Consider the following 18,673-nt stretch of genomic DNA (forward strand, 5'->3'; position numbering starts at 1 on the left):
TACAAAGGTCCAGAGTCGCAAAGGTCCGAAGGTTTTATGCTAAATTTATAAAAAACAAAAAGCACTATTAAAAATAGTGCTTTTTGTTTTATGCTTTGTACCTCTGTACCTTTTGAGCCTTTGAACCTTAACAAATTAACAAAACTCGTTAAACGCATCTTGTAAATTCTCAGCGATTAATTCTGCTGGACGTCCTTCGATGTGGTGACGCTCTAACATGTGAACCAATTCTCCGTTTTTAAACAAAGCCATAGATGGCGAAGAAGGAGGAAATGGGAACATATGTTGTCTTGCAGTATCAACAGCTTCTTTGTCAACACCTGCAAAAACAGTAATTAAATGATCTGGTTTTTTAGCATTATCCAAACTCATTTTTGCTCCCGGACGTGCATTTCTTGCAGCGCACCCGCAAACAGAGTTTACAACAACTAAAGTGGTACCTTCGGCTTTGATAGCATTCTCAACAGCCTCAGCACTATGTAAGTCTTGAAAACCAGCAGCTGTTAATTCAGCCTCCATTGGTTTTACCATTTCTAGTGGATACATATTCTTTTGTTTTAAATTGTACTTTTTGAACTGCAAAGTTACAAAGTTTACTCGCAACTAGTTACTTTCAAGTATAAAGTTTTGTTATAGTTTGATATTAAATTCTATATCAAAACATATTTCTGCTTCTTAATTATTTTCTCCTGTAAAATCTAAACTTTCCTGTTTTGATTTTTTATGAGGAAATTGATAATTATATTGTTTCAAATGACTGTTCCTTCCTCGTACTCTATGCCTAGTAGTTAAAACTGTCTTTTTATTTTCCTCAGAAATTTCAATCGTCGAAAGATAGCTTTTCAAATATTTTTTCAGAGCATTAATGGTATGTATCTCAATAGAATAAATGGTCTTCTTTCCGTGATATTCTATCGAAACCAAATTTGCTTTTTTTAATTCCAGCAGATGTTTGGATATTGTAGATTGTGCCAAAGGAATTAATTCGACAATTTCACCGCAAGTCCTTTTATTTCTTTTCCAAAGGAGCGTCATAATCTGAACTCTCGTTGGATGCCCAAGTGCTTTGCAGATTTCGCCTACTTCTTCTGTTTCAGCATCAAATAGTAAGGGTTTAGCCATTTTCATCATTCATTATCGTTAGTAAGCGATTATATTTTCTATCGTTGAATCAAAATCTGTAAACTCAATTTTGATTCAGCAAATTTAAATACATGAATTATTTCGAGAATGTCTCAATAAGTCATTTTTATAAAAGAATAAGGCACTTTTAATTAATAACGAATCACCAAAAGATCAATGTTTTTAAGGCGTCAACTATCTTTGACGATTTGAAGAGAAAAAATAATGTAAATCTAAATTACTTCAGCAAAACTCTAATCAAAGCCTTTACAAAAGGTAGTTTGGGGCATTTCAGAATCACTTTCAAATCCTCGACTAAATTCGTTTCTTCATCCAAGAATTTAAAAATCAATTTAGGATTTCCTTTTCGAAATAAGGATGAAAAAATAGAACTTCCCAATTCGTTATGACGATACAGAATATCCAAAAGCAATAAATCGTAAAACCAAAACTTAGATTTTTTGTGAAAGTTTTTCATTTCAAAGTCTTTCTTTTGAATAAACTCCACTAAATCCGAAGATTTCTTATCTGCGTTTTTAAAAGTATAACCTGTACTCGCTTTTGTCCAACCGCCTGCCGTACCAATGTTCAATACTCGTTTGGTGTTTTTTTCCCAAAAAGGATAACAAGTCATTGGAATGCTTCCCTCCTCTTTTTCCAGAATTTCGTAATGTTCCGAACCTAATTTCTTCAGATAAAGTTCAATCTCTTTTTCGTATTCTTCTTTTGGAAGCAATTTTTCCGAAAACAAAGTATATTCAACCAAAGCCTCCGTTTTTGAAGTAGGCAAAACATACATAAATCTTGTATTTCCTCTTTGTTCAACCGAAAAGTCCATGAAAGTGACTTCTTCAGGATTGAAAACTTCCTCTTGCGTTTTTACAAACCAGCCTACAAAATGCTGTTGTAAAACGGGATATTTGTTTTGCCTTTCGGCGAAAGCCTTACTGTAAATACTATTGAAAAGATAATTGCAAGTGTATCGATTTTCTTCTGTGCCGACAAAAACATGCGTTTCGAGTTCGTTGATATCAGTTATTTTTTCTTTTAAAAAAGTAATATTGGACTGTTTTAAAATGGCTTTAAAAACAAAATCATAAAAATCTAAACCATTGATTTTATTGTATGAATAAGGCTTTATCGCCAAACTTCGATTAAAACTTTCATTGAAAAATAACGCCGAATCCCATTTTTTTGAAATAACCGAATCCCAAACGCTTTCTTCTTTTCCCCAAAAACACCAAGTTCTGTCATTGATTTTCTTCGAATCTTGATCGAGAAGTAAAATCGATTTGTCGGAGAATTTTTCAGACAAAATCATTTTGTAAACCGTCATCAAAGATGCGAGTCCAGTTCCTGTAAAAATGTAATCGAAATGTGGGATTTGCGAAGAATTCATTCTCAAAAATAAGAAAATTTACTTTTCCAGATTTTCTAATAACACTTTAAAATCTTTTAGCGCCAAATAATTATTGTACTGAAAGATAATTTCATCCTTATCATTCAAAACACATAAAATAGGATACGCCATCTGGTTGTTTATCCTTCCGAGTTCTAAAGCCAATTCGTGAACCCCAACATTATTTCCCGAAGGTTGATATTTAAAAGTATGATTATTGAATCTAATATCTCGTTTTTCTTCGGCATTGAAATCAATAAAATAGAAATCGGAATTTAGTTTTTCAATAATTTCCTGATTTTTAAATGTCGTAGCTTTCATTCTTTGACAAAACTGACACCAATCGGTATGGATGAAAACAATGATTTTTCGTTTTTGGATTTGTTGCAATCTGTCTATTTCTTCAAAAGAGCTGCTTTTTAATTGGCAGATTCCCGTTGAAGTTATTCCGAAGAAAAGAATAAATAGAAGAAGCTTTTTCATTTTTAAAAATTTCTAATTTGAATTCGTTTGTCATCCTAAGCGGAGTCGAAGGGCGCTCCAATTGGAACGGGGCTTCGACTTCGCTCAGCCTGACAAACGAAAAACCTTTTAATCCGTGGCTATTAAAATTACCTAAAAGTATATCGCAATCCTAAAAATCCGCGAATAGTTTGGTTTTGCCCATACACATAAGTCGTATCAAATGTCAAACCATACGGATTACCTGGCGTTACCAAAACTTTTCCGGCCGGATCGTATTGCACATTTTTATCGAAAGGATCATTCGTTCTGGAAATCAAAAACGGATTATTTTGTTTTGGTGTAAAGTTCAACAGGTTTTTGATTCCGCCATAAACTTCAAAATCTTTCCATCCCGAATAGGTAAATTGAATGTTTTGAATACTATACCAAGGCGATTTCGGGCTTCTTGGATCGGTTTCGCTCAACAAAGGCAGTTTCATCGGACTGTAAACATTTCCAGTATAATCCATCGATAAATTCCAAGGTTGAATTTTGTACGAAACACTCCAAGTTCCTGTAAAATTCTCCGTCAAATACGGTCTTTCTGAAATTCCGTTTTCTATATTTTTATTGTCTAAAACCGTGGCGCCAACAATAAATTTTAATCCCGACGGAAAATTAAGATCTACATTCGTGCTGATTCCTTGACTTATCGCATAACCATCAATATTGTCGTAGATGATTTCATTTGGATTTGACTCATAATCTGAAATGATTTTATTGCTGAATCTGGTGTAAAAAGCAGTCGTTTCGATTCCCATAAACGTTCCATTTCCAAAATTGATTTTCTGAATATAATTCAAATTCACATTTACAGATTGTTCTGGTTTCAAATCATTTTTGATAATAACATCTCTAGAACCCGTTAACGCCGCGTGATCTTCAGTAAACAAATTCACAACACGAAATCCAGTTCCAGCATTTAATCTAAAAATTGTGTTTTCGTTGGCTTTAAATCGGTAAGCAAATCTTGGTGTGAAAATAGATCCATGAATCGAATTATAATCATATCGCATTCCCAACAAAACCTGACTTTTTGGAGAAAACGTGATTTCATCCTGAACAAAAATCCCTGGAAGCCAAGTGTTTTCAGCTTCTTTGGTTGCCGGCGTGTTGTCATCATAATACGTATATCGACTTGCAATTCCTGCCAATAAATCATTTCTTCCAATTTTTTTATCCCAAGTCAGCTGTAAAAAACCAATTTTCTGATTAGCTATATAAGATGTTGTTCCGTATCGGCTGTCTTGATAATGAACATTTCCAGAAAACGAAAGCATCAGTTTATCTTCAAAAGGCAATTGGTAACTTCCAATTAATTCGGCTCTTTTGGTGTAAATACTTTCGCCATAGATTTCATCACCGCCTCGGTATTTCTTTTCCCAACGAATGTCTCCACCCCAACGATCTTCATACATTCCACGCGCCGCAATCGTAAAAAGGCGATTATGATTTCGTTTAAAACTCCACTTATTAAAAACTGAAATTCGTTCAGAAAGCGTAACATCGGTAAAGTTGTCTTTGTCTTTATCAATAACCTGATCGTAATTGAAGTAATTTACGCCAATCAGTGAAGTCGCTTTTTTCCCAACATTAAACTTCGTTCCCAAATCGAGGTTGCTTTCAAAATAAGAAGTCGTAAAATAATCGGCTGAAAAAGTCGGCGCTGATGTTGGATTTTTAGTAATAATATTGATTAAACCGCCAACTGCTTCACTTCCGTAAAGCGACGAAGCGGGACCTTTTACAATTTCAATTCGTTCGACCAAAGAATTCGGAATTCCCGATAAACCATAAACCGTCGAAAGACTGCTCACAATTGGCATTCCGTCAATCATAACCAAAGTATACGGACCTTCTAATCCGTTTATGTGAATATCTCCCGTGTTGCAAACGCCACAATTCAACTGAGGACGAACGCCGTTTATGTTTTGAAGCGCATCGTAAATACTTGGCGTTGGATTTTTCTTGAAGAAAACTGGCGAATAAACCTCAACGGGAACGGCACTTTCTAATCGTTTCACCGGTTTTAAAGTTCCCGAAACTACTACTTCGTTCAATTCGTTTTGATCTTCTTCCAATTCAAAATCCAAGTTTAGATTTTCATTTTCTAAAACAGATATTTTTTGAGTTATCGGTTTGAATCCAGTCGAGGTTACATGAATTTTATAAGTTCCTTTTGGAATATTTTGAAACTGATAAATCCCTAAAGAATCGGTTTGGGTTTTAAAGTTTGTATTTAATAAACTAACATTAATATCTTGACTTACATGAATTGATCTTTCTACTTTTCCTTGGATATTTTGCGAATAAAGGCTTTTAGCTGAAATTATTAATATTGTCAAAAATAAATATTTCATCGTTATAAAATTAAATTTAGACAAAACTAAAAATTAAATTTGACATACACTTATTCTTGAAACAAAAATTTTCAAACGGATTGAATTCAATATGTTAGAATTTTGTTTTGAGGCAAATTATTTAAACCATATAAGTTATATAAGTTCATTTAAAAACTAGACTTAAATTATATGATTAAAAACTAAATGCATTTAAAATATGAATTGCGTTCAGCTTTAGCTGGATGAAGATTGATAATGACAAAAAAGGCTTTAGCCAAAAGTGTTAGTTTGGCTAAAGCCTTCTTTTCAAATTCCCACCCCTAGCTAAAGCTAGGGGCAACTCAATAAAAACAAACTTAAATTATCTTATATGACTTATATGGTTTAAAACATTATATAAAATCTTCGTCGATAATCTCTTTATTAATTACCGCTCCAGCGAAAGATCCAGAAGAAACCGCCAACGCCACAGAACGCATTTGAGTCGTCGCATCACCACTTCCGAAAATACCTGGAACGGTTGTTTTTTGCATAAAATCGACTTTCAAATATCCTTGTTCGTTGATTTCGCAGCCAAAATTTTGAGGTAATTTACAATGCTGTTCAAATGGAACTCTTGCATAAATAGCTTTTACGGCAACCTTTTCTCCATTTTTAAAAACGATATCTGAAACATAACCTTCATTATGATTTATCGAATTTATCTCTTCTTCTAAAATCAAAACGCCATGTTTTTGGAGAATCTGCGTTTGCTCTAAAGTCAATTCTGATTTTCCATTGGTACACAAACGAAGGTCTTTTGTCCAATTCGAAATCAATTTTGCAAATTCAAATCCCATTTCGCCATTAGCAATAATCGCTGTTTTTTCATTTTTAACTTCATAACCATGACAATAGGGACAATGCAAAACCGAAATTCCCCAACAATCTGCAAAACCTTCAATTTCTGGAAGTAAATCTTTTACGCCTGTTGCGAATAATACTTTTCTCGCTGTAAAGATTTCTCCAGATTCTGTTTCAATTTCAAAACCTTTTTCTGTTTTAAGTGCTTTTACCGCAAGTCCGTTATAGAATTGAACGGTTTTATAAATATCAACTTGCAATTTGGCTTTCGCCGAAATGACTGGAGGCTTTTCACCGTCTTGTGTTATAAAATTATGAGAATGCGGCGTCTGTCTGTTGCAAGGCAAACCGCTGTCGATAACCAAAACCTGACGTAAAGCACGTCCTAAACTCATTGCTGCCGAAAGTCCGCTATAACTTCCGCCAACGATAATCACTTCAAAATTCTTCTGTTCCATATTTTATTTTAATCTGTTGGGTGAAATTACTTTTAACACATAGAAACATAGCTTTTAGGATTTTGCAAAAGGCGTTTCACTTAGAATAATTAGACATAGGACTATGTGTTAAAGCTTGCTTTTTATGTACTCTTAAAAGAAACAATAAAATCTATGTTCCTATGTGTTTAAATTAAATATACTTTCACCCAATTGGTTATTTTAATGATTTTGTTTTCTATGTAATTTGTAATTGATTAAATGCCCGAAGATCATTCCAATTCCTCCGAAATAAATCAGATCCAGGTGAATTTCCAAAAGAAGTTCTGTCAAAATGTTAATCCAAATCAGCGACATTGAAACAACCAAAATTGATGATACCAAAAGCGATGATTTTTTCATAATTTTGAGAATTGCAAAAAGACCTATCGAAGCAAAGAGTAAATCTATAAATGGGTTATGACTCAATCCTAAAGGAAGGATCGTTAAAAGAGGAAAAATCAAACAGTGAACCAGACAAATGGTCGCGCTTGAAATTCCTAAAATATCGTAAAAGGATGTGCTTATTTTCTTCATTATGTGTACTTTTGCTTAATGCAAATTTGTTGCAAATATATAAAAATTTTATTAAACGCAACATTGTTGCGTTTAATTTTTAATTCCGTAAAAAATGAAAACTACACGTAATACCGCAGCAAAGACGGCTGTTTTAGAGGTATTTGAAAAATCTAAAACTGCTCTTTCGCATACCGAAATTCACAAACAATTAAATGATTTGTGCGATCGCGTTACCATTTATAGAATTCTTGATCGATTAATTAACGAAGACGTAATTCATAAAATTTCGAATTTGGACGGAACGGTAAAGTATGCTAAATGCAATCATTCGCACCAGCGTGTACACATTCATAACCATGCGCATTTCAGCTGTGAAAATTGTCATGAAATTACATGCCTCGAAACGGTAAAACCGAGTTATATCATGCCGCACAATTACAAAGTCAGTGAGATCAATTTTACTTTATCAGGATTATGTCCGAAATGTTTAAATTCTAACATTTAGCTTTTAGACTCGTCTAAAAATATTGTTCCGCGAATATAATTTTTATCTATATTTGTGAAAACAATACTTTTACAATGACTAAATCTTTAGAAGAAGTCCACGAATCGGTTTCTACAGAAAATAAAAAAAAAGGTTTTAGAAAAATTTTAGCCTTCTTAGGCCCTGCATATTTAGTAAGCGTTGGCTATATGGATCCCGGAAACTGGGCGACTGACATTGCCGGCGGAAGCCAATTCGGTTACACTTTAGTTTGGGTTTTATTAATGAGTAATTTAATGGCTTTGCTTTTGCAAAGTTTAAGTGCTCGTCTCGGAATTGTAACACAGCGCGACCTTGCGCAAGCTTCGAGAGAAACTTATTCCAAGTACATCAACTACATTTTATATTTCCTTGCCGAAATTGCGATTGCTGCCTGCGATTTGGCAGAAGTTCTCGGAATGGCGATCGGAATTAACTTGCTTTTCGGAATTCCATTACTCGAAGCAGTTCTTATTACCGTTTTAGACACCTTTTTATTGCTTTTCCTGATCAATAAAGGAATTCGTAAGATGGAAGCCTTCATTATAGCTTTAGTAGCGATTATTGGGTTTTCTTTCATTTTTGAAATGATTTTTGCCGAACCAGAAATGCACAAGGTTTTGGCTGGACTTATTCCTTCTATACCAAATTCGGCTGCTTTATATATTGCCATCGGAATTATCGGAGCAACCGTAATGCCACACAACTTGTATTTGCATTCTTCTTTAGTGCAAACGAGAAAATTCGACAGAACTCCGGCGGGAATCAAACAGGCTTTGAAATACAATTTTATAGATTCTACCATTGCGTTAAATCTGGCCTTTTTTGTAAACGCAGCAATCTTAATTCTTGCCGCCGCGACTTTCCATAAAAACGGAATGTATGAAGTTGCAGAAATTCAGGATGCGCACAAATTCTTAGAACCGCTTTTGGGAACAAAATGGGCACCGGCTTTATTTGCTATTGCTTTAATTGCAGCGGGACAAAGTTCGACCGTAACTGGAACGCTTGCTGGGCAAATCGTAATGGAAGGTTATCTTCATTTTAGAATTCAGCCATGGGTTCGTAGAATTATTACGCGTTTAATTGCCATTATTCCTGCCGTGATCGTGATTTTGATTTATGGCGAAAGCGTGACAGGGAAACTCCTAATTCTGAGTCAGGTTATTTTGAGTTTGCAATTAGGTTTTGCGATTATTCCGCTGATTCACTTTGTGAGCGATAAATCAAAAATGAATGGTTTTCATATTTCTAAAACCACTCAGGTTGTTTCTTGGATTATCGCTTCAATCATTGTTTCTCTGAATGCAAAATTGGTTTATGACGAAATCACTTCTTGGCTGGAAAGTTCAGATCATCCAATGGTTCTTTGGTTTACCGTTGTGCCTCTAGCTTTCGGATTTTCAGCTTTACTCTTATATATTGTTTTCAAACCATTTATTGCCAAATTCAAAGCAAAAACTATCAATCATTCGCCGCATAATCTTCAGCTTCATTTTTCTCCTAAGAAAACGCAAGAAGTCAAAAACATCGCAGTTTCTGTTGATTTTTCGAATGCCGATGAAGCCGCACTGAATCACGCCATCGAATTGGGCGGAATGGATGCCAAATACACTCTTATTCATATTGTAGAAACCGTCGGCGCTTTAATGTATGGAATTCACGTTCACGATCATGAAACTACGATTGATGAGAAATTGCTTTTAGAATACAAAGAAATGCTTTCAGAAAAAGGATTTAAAATAGAAACAGAACTTGGTTTTGGAAAACCAAACAAGACAATTCCAGAAATCATTAATAGTGGCGATTTTGACATTCTTGTCATGGGAACCCACGGCCACACTGGTTTGAAAGATATTCTTTTTGGTACAACAGTAGATAAATTGAGACATAAAATTTCGATACCTTTGTTGATTGTTAAATAAAAGGGGCAAAGGCTCAGAGGAACAAAGGGACAAAGTTTTCCCTTTGAACCTTTGAACCTTTGAACCTTTGAACCTCAAAAAAAATGACTTTTTCAGAAGAAAACTACTTAAAATCGATCTATCACTTGACAGCAACTTCGGAGACGGAAGTGAGCACGAATGCTATAGCGGAAATTATGGAAACAAAAGCTTCCTCTGTAACCGATATGCTTAAAAAGCTGGCGGAGAAAGATTTGGTGAATTATAAAAAATACCAAGGTGTTTCCTTAACTGAAAATGGAAAGTTAGCCGCAAAAATGATTGTGAGAAAACATCGTCTTTGGGAAGTGTTTTTGGTTGAAAAGCTAAATTTTAGCTGGGATGAGGTTCATGATATTGCAGAACAATTGGAACATATCAAATCGGAGCAATTGATTAATCGTTTGGATGATTTTCTTGGAAATCCAACTGAAGATCCGCACGGAGATCCGATTCCAGATGCAAATGGAAGAATCATTAAAATTGAAAAACAGCTTTTATCCGAATTAGAAGAAAATCAAACCGGAGTTTGTGTTGGCGTAAAAGATACTTCTTCGGAGTTTTTGAAATATCTCGACAAACAAGGAATTGCTTTGGGTTCTAAAATCGAATTTTTATCTAAAGAATCTTTCGATTTATCCGTAAAAATTAAAGTGAATGACCGAGAATTGTCTATTTCTAATAAAATCGCTTCTAATTTGTTTGTGAAACTGGTTTAGGAAAGAGCTTTCACAGAGATACACGAAGGTTTTTGACAGATACACAAAACAGAAAAAAAATCCCAAAACTCTAATAAATAAAGTTTTGGGATTTTTTTTATTTCGGTTCGTCCATTTTTTGTTTATCGATAAACTTAACTATGGTTTTACTATTTGTCATTATTAAGTAACCTGAAAGACCTTTTAAAAAATAAAAAATAAGCCATGAAGTTCCAGAATAATCTTTAATAACCTCTTTTTGCTTTACAAATTCATAAATAGTCGAACATAATTTAGGAAGAGCCTCTACAAAAATTATTGCTCCAATAACAACAATTGTTATAGAAAGTATAGTGCGATATGGAAGATTAACATCTAATTTTTCTTGAGAAAAGTTTTTATCAAGCTGCAATTTATTGACTATCCAATCTGTTTTAAAAAGAAAAAATCCTGTTATGAGTAAGTAAATAAAAAGATTTCCAAAAATCACAACCCAAACACTAGTTAACACATTCCAATCTACTCCATTTTCATTGAGTGTAAATGTTGAAGCAAACTGCGGAACTACATAAACGCTATTTATTAAAAGCCATAAACCAATGCCTTTAATAATTATTTTCCAAAAAGTTTTAATTTCCATAAAATTCAACTAACTAAACAATCCCTTTTTCAATCATTTCTAACATAACAGGCGAAGCATTTTTAAACGTTGGTTCTTGTTCGATAATACTTCCAGCGTTCTTTTTATTTACTTTGAATGTTACATCGTTGTCAGTTGTAAAAAGTAAAGCGGTTAAAAATGGCTTTTTTATATAGGTTCCTAATATCAAAAGCGCTTCATCTAAAGTATGAATGCTCTCGATTTCTTCTGTTTTATATCTCGTTGTCAGTGAAATTGAAAACGTATTATCTTCATTCAGAACTAATCTGAAGTAAATGTTTTTGATCTCAGTGTCGCCCATGGTTTTCGCCAAAGTCAGTTTAGCGAAAGTTCCCGTTTGGATACTTTCTTTAACTCGTTCACAAAAAAGGGCAAATATTGGTTCGTACATTTTTTTTAAGGTTCAAAGGTTCTGAGGGACAAAGGGACAAAGGTTTAAATTCTTTGTGCCACTTTGCTAACTCTGTATTTTAATTTTATTTTCCTGTAAATTCGGCTTTGCGTTTTTCTAAGAATGCTGTTGTTCCTTCTTTGAAATCAGCTGTTCCAAAACATTCACCGAATGATTTTATTTCGACATCAAAACCATTTTTACCATCTTTAAAATTAGCATTGATTGCTTTTATTGCTTTTCCGATAGCAAAAGGGGCATTTTTAATGATTTTTTGTGCAATTACATTCGTAAAAGACAAAAGTTCTTCCTGAGGCACAACATAATTTACCAGACCGTAATCTTTTCCTTGTTCAGCACTAATCATCGCTGCGGTCATGATCATTTCCATCGCACGGCCTTTTCCAACCAATTGAGGCAAACGTTGCGTTCCTCCATACCCAGGAATTAATCCTAAAGTAACTTCTGGAAGTCCCATTTTTGCATTGTCTGAAGCAATTCTAAAATGACAAGCCATTGCCAATTCTAATCCTCCACCTAAAGCAAATCCGTTAACTGCCGCAATAACTGGTTTTTTAAGCCCTTCGATTAAATCGAAAAGAGATTCCTGACCTTCAGCAGCCAATTGCGCACCTTCAACAGTGGTATAATTAGCAAATTCAGAAATATCAGCTCCAGCAACAAATGCTTTTTCACCGCTTCCAGTTAAAATAATAACACGGATATCATCATTTTCACCCAATAATTGAATCGCTTTACTAAGATCACCAATTGTAGCTTTATTCAAAGCGTTCAGTTTTGTTGGTCTGTTTATGGTAATTGTCGCGATATTTTCTTCAATAGAAATTAAAAGATTTTCGTAGTTCATGATGGTATATTTTATGAGTTGGTGATAGGGAGAGAAACGGTAAATGTAGTTCCTTTTCCGTAAGTTGACTCAAAGGTAATTGTTCCTTTGTAATTTTCGATGATGTTTTTGATAATTCCGAGTCCTAGTCCCATACCGCTAGTTTTAGTAGTAAACTTTGGTTCGAAAATTCTACTGGTATCTTGCTTCTGAATCCCGATTCCGTTGTCTTTTACGGCAATCTCAACATTATTTTTTCTTCTTTTTACAGATACCACAATCGATTTTTGAAACTGATTTTCCGAAATCGCCTGAGTGGCATTTTTAACCAAATTGGTAATTACACGAATCAATTGCGTACGATCCATTTTCGAGATGATTTCTTCTTCTTCTTTTTCGAAAGAAATATAATCTTCGTTGAAGATATCCAAAGCCAATTCGACAACCTCAACAACATTCAGCGTTTCATTTTGCTGAGCTGGCATTGAAGCAAAGTTCGAAAATGCAGAAGCCACAGCGGTCATCGTATCAATCTGTTGAATTAATGTTTCTGAGTAATCATTCATCTTCTGTTTTACATCTGGAGCAGAAGGATCAAACTTTCGCTGAAAACTCTGAACCGTTAAACGCATTGGCGTAAGCGGATTTTTAATTTCGTGAGCCACTTGTTTTGCCATTTCGCGCCAAGCTTCTTCACGTTCGCTTTGCGCTAATTTGATAGCACTTTTTTCCAGTTTTTCCACCATTCCGTTGTAGGCTTTAATCAGGAAATTGACTTCTTTGCTGTTTGCTTCTAAAACAATCTTCTCATTTTTCTGATCCAGATTGGTTTCTTCTAATCTTTCTGAAATCGTTTTTAGTGATTTTGTGATATACGTTGAAAGGAAATACGCTAACGCGAAAGCCACGATCAACATGAAAGAATACACCTGACTTAAACGAATCAAGAAAGTATTCAGTTCATTGTCGTAATATCCGTCGTCTTCTAAATACGGAAGATTTAAGATTCCGAGCGGTTTAAATTTTTCGTCTTTAATTAAACTGTATGAAGAACGGTTCTTAACTCCGTCAATCGTTTTAATGTCTACAAATCGCTTTTCGATAGAAGAACGAACCAATTTTAGAATATATTCCGGAATTGGTGGCGGCGCTTTATCAACGGCAAAAGACTCTTTTGAAGATTTTAAAAGTTTTCCGTCAAGACTGTAAATATTGATTTCGATTTTATGAATCTGCGCCAGTTCATGAATTTTATCTTTAAAAATCAAATCCAGATTTTGGGTTTTCAGCGGATAAGTAGTTGTAGCCAGAACATAATTGATATGTTCTTTTACCGCATTTTCTTTTCGTTCTAAACGTTCTTGATGATATTCTTTGGCCTCAGTCTTAAACTGAATAATCGAAATCGAAGCCAATAAAAAAGATGCCACAACGATCAATACAATCATCGACAGGAAAATCCTGGTACGAAGCGAAAGCATTGACATTTTAAAGTTGTTAAGCATATATTTAGTATTCGGTCTCAGTCTCAGTCTCAGTCTCAGTCTCAGTCTCAGCAAAACTGAAAACTGTCACTGCGACTGAAAACTTATATTTAGTGTTCAGTCTCGGTCTCAGTCTCAGTCTCAGCAAACTGAAAACTGTCACTGCGACTGAAAACTTATTTCTTTTCTCTGATTCGTTTATAAAATCTGAATCCTAGCATAATTAAAACCGAAAATAAAACAATTCCGATTACGCCATAAATCCAATTGACAGCACTTTTTAAAACTACTAAAAAAACAACGGCAAACAAAATAATCGTTGCGCCTTCGTTCCATAAACGCATGAAGTTGTTGGAATATTTTACCTCATCGTTTTGCAATTGCTTAAAAATCTGATGACATTTTCCGTGATATAAATACAAAAGGAAAACAAAACACAGTTTTACGTGCATCCAAGGCATTTTCATCCAAACGTGACCAGCTTCGGTAAAAAACAACATCCAAAAAGCAAAAATACTCGCCAAAACCGCCGATGGCCATGTAATAATGTACCACAAACGATATGTCATGATTTTGTACTGTGCTTGTAAAATTTCTTTTTCTGGAGAAGGCTTTTCGTTGGCTTCAATTTGATACACAAACAAACGCACAATATAAAACAAACCTGCAAACCAGGTAATTACAAAAATAAGATGTAGTGATTTTAGATAGTTATAATATTCCATCTCTTTTAATTTTTGTTTCCATAAAAGCTATAATTTTTTCGAAGTTCTCATTTCCTACTTCACTTTTTTCAAAAATAAAATTAGAAGCTATATTATTGCTAATTTCCAATATTATTGTGTCATCTATTACTCTAAAGGTTTTAAAAGAGTTCCAATTTATTTTTAAATCAAACTTAAAATCTGCATAACAAAACCAATCTTCTAAAAACTGCCACACATGCATTTGATCGTTTAAAAAATATCCTTTCATATTCTCCTCAACAAGATCAAAATATTTCTTTTTTGATTTTCTATAATGAAAAAGATAGTTAACAAAATTTATGAAATAATGCATTGCACCTGCAATAAAAATATAACCCAAATTGTCGTTACTGGAAACTATTGAAATACCAAATAAAATAAATACCAAACCCATATAAAGATTTAAAGTATTTCTCCTAAGCAAAGATTTCCAATGTAAATCGAACATTAATTTAGATTGTGTTCTTGTTTTTTTCTCATCAAAAGGAATTTCAAAACGCATAAAAGTTTTTTTTCTTTGCTCTTTCTTCTATTTTCTCTATTTAGCCCAATCATTAATCCAATTAGAAACCGTCTGACACCATTCGTCATCGTCATTCAAACATGGAACTGCAAGAAACTCTTCTCCTCCATTTGCTTCAAAATCTTCTTTGGCACGCATAGCGATTTCCTCTAAAGTTTCTAAACAATCTGAAACGAAAGCTGGTGTTACAACCGCTAATTTCTTAATTCCTTTTGCTGGCATATTATCAATTTCAACATCGGTATAAGGCTCTAGCCATTTATCTCCTGCTAAACGAGATTGAAAAGTTAGACTGTATTTATCTTCTGGAATTCCTAATAATTTTATGACTTGTTTTGTCGTTTCGTAACATTGGTGACGGTAGCAAAATTCGTGCGCCGCAGATGGCGTATTGCAACAAGAACCGTCAATTTTACAATGTGACTTTGTTACATCAGTTTTGCGGATATGACGCTCCGGAATTCCGTGGTATGAAAACAATAAATGATCATAATCAAATCCAACCAAATGTTTCTGGATTGAATCTGCTAAGTTTTTGATGTAATCTGGTTTATTGTAAAACGCAGGAACATCTGTAAACTTCATGTGAGGAAATTTCTTCTTGCGAATTTCTTCTGCTTTAACCAAAATTGTCAAAGTCGAAGCCATTGCATATTGCGGATATAATGGAAAAAGCATCACATCAGTAACTCCTTTATCGCTTAATTCCTGAAGTCCTTTTTCGATTGTCATGCTTCCGTAACGCATTGCCAACGAAACCGGAACATTTACTAAAGGTTGCACTTTTTTCTGCATTCTTTCAGAAAGAACAACTAATGGAGAACCTTCTTCCCACCAAATTTTCGCGTAAGCGTGAGCCGATTCTTCTGGTCTTTTTCTTAGAATAATTCCGCGAACCAATAATGCTCTTAACAAATACGGAACATCGATCACGTATTTATCCATTAAAAATTCATCTAAATATGGTTTTACGTCTTTTGGAGTTGGACTTTCTGGAGAACCTAAGTTTACTAATAATACGCCTTTCATTATTGTTTTTTTTGCTTTAGGCTTTAAGCGCTAGGCTTTAAGCTTTTTTATTTGTTTTTAAAAATTTCCGCAAAAGTAAACGCTGTACTTTATTAGAAATATGATAATTATTACTTTTTAATTATTGTTGAATATTCAAAATTGATTTTGTCGCATTTGTGAAATTTTCTCTCGCAGATTCGGCAGATTTAGCAAATTTTTATTTTGTGCTAATTCGTGAAATTCGTGGCAAAAAAAATTTAAACATTCGCATTAATCGACATTAAATACTTTTTAGGAGTTGTTCCGAATTTCTTTTTGAATGCCGCTATAAAGTGACTTCCTGTACTATAACCTATTTTCAATCCTACTTCGTTTACATTATAAGAACCGCTGTCTAAAAGTTTTCGGGCGAAATCCATTTTATAATCAAATAGAAAACCGTAAACCGTATCGCCGTAAATTTGTTTGAAACCCATTTTTAGCTTTTTCAAATTTAAACCAATTTCATCTGAAAGCTCTTGTAATCCGGGTGGTTCAGCCATATTGGCGATGATGATTTCTTTTGCTTTTCTAATTTTCAAAACATTGTCTTCGTCAATCAAAAAAGGACATTGTTCTGCGTTTGGATCTTCCGTTCTATTGAAATACAAACTCAATAATTCGTAACCTTTTCCTTTATAATAAAGGTTTTTTATCGAAGGATGGAGATTATAATGAAACAACTGACTCAACACAATCGCCATTGACGGACTGATATTTCCTTCGTTATAATACTTTTTATCCTTATTATCAGGACTTAAAAACGTAATATAATCTGCTTCTGCAGAAAACAATGCGTGAAATTTCTTGATAGAAACAATTACAGAAATCACCCAAGAGTTTGGAGCGAGTTCTAAATGAAGCGGCAATTCTTTCTGCGGATTGTACAAAAGCAGTGATTTTTCTTCTTTCAATTCTAAAGCATAATTGCCCTGATTGAACAAGAATTTGGCATTTCCTTTTATTCCAAAATGAAATTGTATCAATCCGGTGCCAATCTCGTGCTGTGCATTAAAAGGTTCTGCACTATCGTTTTGAAACCTGATTAGCGTAAAGTCGTCTTCAATCTTTATTTCTTCCTCCATTGTAATTTACTTTATTCAAGTTATAATATCATTTTTGATAAACTCCAATTTGGCTTTCCAAAATTAAATCTTTTTGATGGGTTTATCGTTTACTTGCTTCTAAATTTATAATTTCTTTATTCTTTCAAAGTCTTTTCCTTCTTTTTCTATCAATTTCATTAATTCTATTGAGATCAAACCTTCATTATAAAGAATGTTAATTTACTGATTTCCATCTGATTCATACAAAAAAACAAACATCAATTATTTCCTACGGTATTTATAACTGTTCTAAATTGACGATTCTCTACTGTTTAACAAAACCAATTACCAAAACCGCACGTAAATGATTCTTAAAAAAACAAATCAACAATTAAACAATAGATTTTATGGAAATTAATAAAATAATTAAAAAAGGACTTTTGGCACTATTAATAATGGGAGTGTTATTTTTTGCCATTTTAGTTTTCCACATCATTACAGCAAAGCCAGCCGTTTATGAAAGTCCGAATTTACAAGTAAGCAGAATCGACTTCAAAGAAAATATAGATGCTGCATCTGCAAAAAAGATTTGTTCCGATTTAAGATCTATTAAAGGTTTAACCTCAGATTCTATAATTGTAAAAAGAAATGTAGTGGTTTATTTCCATAATAATAAAATTACCAATTCTGAAAAAGTATACAACGAATTAATGAGCAAAGGAAATTATGATGCTCAACGCTACATTTTACCTGCCACTCTTGCAAGTAAAGAAGTTTGCCCTGTAGATCAAGATAGTTACAGCTACAAACTATCAAAAAAAATAAATCAGTTTTTTAATTAACCTTTAAATATTTATTATGAAAAATTTTTCTAAAATTACCCTGAGCGTACTAATCGCCGCATCGGCATCATTAGCTTCTTGTAGCAATGACGATGATAAACCAGTCGAAAAAGCTACAATCTATGAGAGATTAGGAGGTTCTGCTATGGTTTCAGATCCAGATAATTCAGGACAGATGATCGAAAAAGGACGTCTAAGTTTCCGTAAAGTCGTAAATTCCACTATAGGATTAATCGTTGCAGACATACAGTCAAATGCTTCAGGAAACTTACAAGCGCATTTTGCACCGCTTTTGGCCGAAACTGGAACTACTCAAGCTACAAATATTGCCAAATTATCAGATAATCTTACAGATTTCTTCTCTTTTAATACGGGAGGAACAAATGCTGTAAACGCATATTCAGGATTAAATATGGTTGCTGCACACGATCCTGCAAAAAATCCACGTATGGGAACAAAAGCAAGTACTGCAGATTATACCAAATTTGAAGGTTATGTTGGCGCTGCTGCAAACGCAAACGGGGTTGCTTCTAACACAGAACTTTACACTGATATCGTTGCAGTTTTGGAGTCATTAAGAACTCCAATCGTTCAAAAATAATTTCATTTTCTTGAAAGCGCTATTTTAAAATTTAAGATAGCGCTTTCTTTTCAATATAATATCTTGAATAAAAATAACGTCAATCAGATCGCAAATAATTCCCAAAAATCAAG

General features: G+C 33.8%; 20 protein-coding genes. 5 read left to right on the forward strand and 15 right to left on the reverse strand.

Translation table 11 applies throughout. The annotated features are described in order from the left end of the window. Window positions 1-135: 135 nt before the first annotated feature. The 7 genes from QLQ96_RS04570 to QLQ96_RS04600 all read right to left on the reverse strand — a co-directional run bounded on the left by QLQ96_RS04570 (window position 136) and on the right by QLQ96_RS04600 (window position 7,223). Window positions 136-546, reverse strand: a complete 411-nt coding sequence (locus QLQ96_RS04570) for a BrxA/BrxB family bacilliredoxin (RefSeq protein ID WP_482495051.1) — start codon at window positions 544-546, stop codon at window positions 136-138. Window positions 547-675: 129 nt separating this feature from the next. After that, window positions 676-1,122 (reverse strand): ArsR/SmtB family transcription factor, encoded by a 447-nt coding sequence (locus QLQ96_RS04575; RefSeq protein ID WP_482495053.1) that lies wholly within the window; start codon window positions 1,120-1,122, stop codon window positions 676-678. A gap of 238 nt (window positions 1,123-1,360) precedes the next feature. Further along, window positions 1,361-2,521, reverse strand: coding sequence for a lycopene cyclase family protein (locus tag QLQ96_RS04580; protein WP_482495055.1), 1,161 nt, complete (start codon window positions 2,519-2,521; stop codon window positions 1,361-1,363). An 18-nt stretch (window positions 2,522-2,539) separates the two neighbouring features. Next, window positions 2,540-3,004, reverse strand: a complete 465-nt coding sequence (locus QLQ96_RS04585; RefSeq protein ID WP_482495057.1) for a thioredoxin family protein — start codon at window positions 3,002-3,004, stop codon at window positions 2,540-2,542. A 128-nt stretch (window positions 3,005-3,132) separates the two neighbouring features. Continuing rightward, on the reverse strand, window positions 3,133-5,385 hold the full coding sequence (locus tag QLQ96_RS04590; RefSeq protein ID WP_482495059.1) for a TonB-dependent receptor: 2,253 nt from the start codon (window positions 5,383-5,385) through the stop codon (window positions 3,133-3,135). Between the two features lie 374 nt (window positions 5,386-5,759). Further along, complete coding sequence (locus QLQ96_RS04595; protein ID WP_482495061.1) at window positions 5,760-6,668, reverse strand: NAD(P)/FAD-dependent oxidoreductase; 909 nt, start codon at window positions 6,666-6,668, stop codon at window positions 5,760-5,762. A gap of 201 nt (window positions 6,669-6,869) precedes the next feature. Then, the gene (locus tag QLQ96_RS04600) at window positions 6,870-7,223 is read right to left on the reverse strand and encodes a MerC domain-containing protein (RefSeq protein WP_482495063.1); all 354 of its coding nucleotides are present in this window, start codon (window positions 7,221-7,223) and stop codon (window positions 6,870-6,872) included. Window positions 7,224-7,317: 94 nt separating this feature from the next. On the opposite strand from QLQ96_RS04600, the gene QLQ96_RS04605 reads away from it, so the two are divergent. The 3 genes from QLQ96_RS04605 (at window position 7,318) to QLQ96_RS04615 (ending at window position 10,390) form a co-directional block, all read left to right on the forward strand. Then, window positions 7,318-7,710 carry a Fur family transcriptional regulator gene (locus QLQ96_RS04605; protein WP_482495065.1) on the forward strand — a complete coding sequence of 131 codons (393 nt, stop codon included), beginning with the start codon at window positions 7,318-7,320 and terminating at the stop codon, window positions 7,708-7,710. A 74-nt stretch (window positions 7,711-7,784) separates the two neighbouring features. Continuing rightward, window positions 7,785-9,653: an Nramp family divalent metal transporter gene (locus QLQ96_RS04610; protein ID WP_482495067.1), complete on the forward strand. Its 1,869-nt coding sequence runs from the start codon at window positions 7,785-7,787 to the stop codon at window positions 9,651-9,653. 83 nt (window positions 9,654-9,736) lie between these two features. Continuing rightward, window positions 9,737-10,390: a metal-dependent transcriptional regulator gene (locus QLQ96_RS04615; RefSeq protein ID WP_482495069.1), complete on the forward strand. Its 654-nt coding sequence runs from the start codon at window positions 9,737-9,739 to the stop codon at window positions 10,388-10,390. A gap of 97 nt (window positions 10,391-10,487) precedes the next feature. Here the strand turns inward: QLQ96_RS04615 and QLQ96_RS04620 are convergent, their stop codons facing one another. The 8 genes from QLQ96_RS04620 to QLQ96_RS04655 form a co-directional block, all read right to left on the reverse strand. Then, a complete protein-coding gene (locus QLQ96_RS04620; RefSeq protein ID WP_482495071.1) occupies window positions 10,488-11,009 on the reverse strand; it encodes a hypothetical protein in 522 nt (173 codons plus the stop codon). Between the two features lie 13 nt (window positions 11,010-11,022). Then, complete coding sequence (locus tag QLQ96_RS04625) at window positions 11,023-11,421, reverse strand: hypothetical protein (protein WP_482495072.1); 399 nt, start codon at window positions 11,419-11,421, stop codon at window positions 11,023-11,025. Between the two features lie 85 nt (window positions 11,422-11,506). Further along, window positions 11,507-12,289 carry an enoyl-CoA hydratase/isomerase family protein gene (locus QLQ96_RS04630; RefSeq protein WP_482495073.1) on the reverse strand — a complete coding sequence of 261 codons (783 nt, stop codon included), beginning with the start codon at window positions 12,287-12,289 and terminating at the stop codon, window positions 11,507-11,509. Window positions 12,290-12,300: 11 nt separating this feature from the next. Next, window positions 12,301-13,716 carry an ATP-binding protein gene (locus tag QLQ96_RS04635; RefSeq protein WP_482496914.1) on the reverse strand — a complete coding sequence of 472 codons (1,416 nt, stop codon included), beginning with the start codon at window positions 13,714-13,716 and terminating at the stop codon, window positions 12,301-12,303. 212 nt (window positions 13,717-13,928) lie between these two features. Next, entirely contained in the window at window positions 13,929-14,477 is a 549-nt protein-coding gene (locus QLQ96_RS04640; protein ID WP_482495075.1) for a CopD family protein, read from the reverse strand. Then, a complete protein-coding gene (locus QLQ96_RS04645; protein WP_482495077.1) occupies window positions 14,464-15,000 on the reverse strand; it encodes a hypothetical protein in 537 nt (178 codons plus the stop codon). The genes QLQ96_RS04640 and QLQ96_RS04645 overlap by 14 nt, the downstream gene beginning before the upstream one ends. 36 nt (window positions 15,001-15,036) lie before the next feature. After that, window positions 15,037-16,050 (reverse strand): ferrochelatase, encoded by a 1,014-nt coding sequence (hemH, locus tag QLQ96_RS04650; protein ID WP_482495079.1) that lies wholly within the window; start codon window positions 16,048-16,050, stop codon window positions 15,037-15,039. Window positions 16,051-16,289: 239 nt separating this feature from the next. After that, window positions 16,290-17,156: a helix-turn-helix domain-containing protein gene (locus QLQ96_RS04655; RefSeq protein ID WP_482495080.1), complete on the reverse strand. Its 867-nt coding sequence runs from the start codon at window positions 17,154-17,156 to the stop codon at window positions 16,290-16,292. A gap of 368 nt (window positions 17,157-17,524) precedes the next feature. Here QLQ96_RS04655 and QLQ96_RS04660 point away from each other — a divergent pair, with 368 nt between their 5' ends. Then, the gene (locus QLQ96_RS04660) at window positions 17,525-17,959 is read left to right on the forward strand and encodes a hypothetical protein (protein WP_482495082.1); all 435 of its coding nucleotides are present in this window, start codon (window positions 17,525-17,527) and stop codon (window positions 17,957-17,959) included. 16 nt (window positions 17,960-17,975) lie between these two features. Beyond that, window positions 17,976-18,560 carry a hypothetical protein gene (locus QLQ96_RS04665; RefSeq protein ID WP_482495084.1) on the forward strand — a complete coding sequence of 195 codons (585 nt, stop codon included), beginning with the start codon at window positions 17,976-17,978 and terminating at the stop codon, window positions 18,558-18,560. Window positions 18,561-18,673: the final 113 nt, after the last annotated feature.

The sequence above is a fragment of the Flavobacterium sp. B167r genome (assembly GCF_056824315.1).